This window comes from Vibrio sp. 1167 (assembly GCF_033340375.1).
Taxonomy (GTDB): domain Bacteria; phylum Pseudomonadota; class Gammaproteobacteria; order Enterobacterales; family Vibrionaceae; genus Vibrio; species Vibrio alginolyticus.
This window is the reverse complement of sequence record NZ_JAWOWK010000074.1, coordinates 1-1223: the sequence shown is the minus strand read 5'-3', so window position 1 is coordinate 1223 and position 1223 is coordinate 1. Positions and strand designations below refer to the sequence as shown.

The 1223-nt window shown below is 46.2% G+C and carries 1 protein-coding gene and 1 pseudogene; both read left to right on the top strand.

The annotated features are described in order from the left end of the window. The coding region (locus tag R7Z78_RS24465) for a homoserine O-succinyltransferase (RefSeq protein WP_169643824.1) at positions 1–806 on the top strand (806 nt) is incomplete at its 5' end. Positions 807–955: 149 nt separating this feature from the next. Beyond that, positions 956–1223, top strand: a pseudogene (locus R7Z78_RS24460) (type IV pilus biogenesis/stability protein PilW); the annotation flags it as partial.

Genomic DNA, 1223 nt, shown 5'->3' with positions numbered 1-1223 from the left:
AGAAAATCGAAACAGAAACGCAGTTTCTTCGCCTCCTTTCAAACAGTCCATTGCAAGTAAACGTCGAGCTACTGCGCATCGATAATCGACCAAGCAAAAACACACCAACCGAGCATTTAGATACGTTTTACCGTCAGTTTGAGATGGTAAAAGGGAAGAATTTCGACGGTCTTATCATCACTGGTGCGCCACTTGGTCTGGTGCAATTTGAAGATGTGATCTATTGGGATCATTTAAAAACCATCATGGAATGGGCAAAAGACCATGTTACCTCGACGTTGTATGTGTGTTGGGCGGCGCAAGCTGGCTTAAAGTTGTTGTATGACTTGCCGAAAAAAACGCGTAAAGAAAAGCTTTCCGGTGTATATCATCACCAAATTCATAATCCATTCCACCCTATTTTGCGCGGGTTTGATGATACGTTTTTAGCGCCCCATTCGCGTTATGCCGATTTTTCGCCACACTTTTTAGAAGAACATACTGACTTAGATATTCTCGCCACATCCGATGTGGCGGGCGTATATCTGGCAACGACCAAAGACAAGCGAAACGTGTTTGTTACCGGCCATCCAGAGTATGACTCGCACACTCTTCACAATGAGTACATTCGGGATTTGGGTGAAGGGATGGAGCCAGCAATTCCGGTCAATTACTACCCGAACAACAACCCAGATAACCCTCCCATAGCGAGTTGGCGAAGCCACGGACACTTGCTGTTCTTGAACTGGCTCAACTACTGCGTATACCAACAAACGCCTTACGATCTGGATCACTTCAGTGAAGATGCTTTCACTAAAGACGATTAAATCAACAAATTAAGTTTGTGAACCGAGCCGCCATCTGGCGGCTTTTTCATATCAGTTTGCAAACCTGATCGCATAGTGCTTTTTCCTCAATGGGCTTTTGCTACGTAATTCATATCATGCTGTCAGATTCAGGGATGTGGGGAAGAAGAATGAAAACCGTAACGCTCAGTGCACTAATGTTGATGACTCAGTTTGCACTCGTAGGCTGTGTTACCGGAAAAGAAAACGGCGCTCCTATCGTGAAGGCCGATCCTGTTGCTATGGCAGAATCTCGCATCGCTCTTGGGCTTGGTTATCTCGAAGGTGGCAATATGATCCGAGCGCACGACAACTTGCAACAAGCCTTGAGCCACGCCCCACAATACTACCGCGCACAGCTTTCTATGGCGCACTACTACGAAACCGTTGGTGAAGATG